Here is an 816-nt window from a genome sequence, read left to right on the forward strand (position 1 = left end):
CCCGGCCCCCGTCCCGATCCCCGACCACGTCACCCCGGCCCCCGTCCCGATCCCCGACCACGTCACCGCGGAACAGCTGGCGGCACTCGCGGCGTGGGAGGTCGAGCAGGCGCGTTAGGGGTGTCCTGCCCTTGACCGTTCGCCTCCTTCGGCTCGTTCGACGTGCCGGTCGCGCGGTCGAGGTGGCTCGGGCCGGCCGGTCCGCCTGCCGGGAATCGGATCGTCATCAGCGGGTGACGCGGTCGGGGATCGCGGCGACGGTGGTGTCGGGGGCGGGACCCGGTCGTTCGCGTGGCCGCCCGGCCTGGGCCTAGCCGGTCGCCAGCAGGACCGTGCCCACCAGGGCGAGGCCCGCGCCCGCCGCCTGTACGGCGCGGAGGCGTTCCTTGAGGACGGCGTACGCCGCGAGGGCCGTGACCACCGGGTAGAGGCTGGCGAGGACGGCGGCGACCGTGACCGGGCCCTGCTGGGCGGCGACGGCGTACGTGCCGTTCGCGGCGACGTCGGCGAGTCCGACGAAGGCCAGGGCGGGGAGGGCCGCGCGGATCACCCCGGCCCCGCTCCCGATCCCCGACCACGTCACCGCGGAACAGCTGGCGGCACTCGCGGCGTGGGAGGTCGAGCAGGCGCGTTAGGGGTGTCCTGCCCTTGACCGTTCGCCTCCTTCGGCTCGTTCGACGTGCCGGTCGCGCGGTCGAGGTGGCTCGGGCCGGCCGGTCCGCCTGCCGGGAATCGGATCGTCATCAGCGGGTGACGCGGTCGGGGATCGCGGCGACGGTGGTGTCGGGGGCGGGACCCGGTCGTTCGCGTGGCCGC

The 816-nt window shown here is 75.9% G+C and carries 1 pseudogene; it reads right to left on the reverse strand.

Annotated elements, in window-relative coordinates:
• Window positions 1-310: 310 nt before the first annotated feature.
• Window positions 311-559 (reverse strand): annotated as a pseudogene (locus EAO70_RS35595) (EamA family transporter); the annotation flags it as partial.
• Window positions 560-816: the final 257 nt, after the last annotated feature.

Source organism: Streptomyces sp. adm13(2018), assembly GCF_008042145.1.
Lineage (GTDB): Bacteria > Actinomycetota > Actinomycetes > Streptomycetales > Streptomycetaceae > Streptomyces.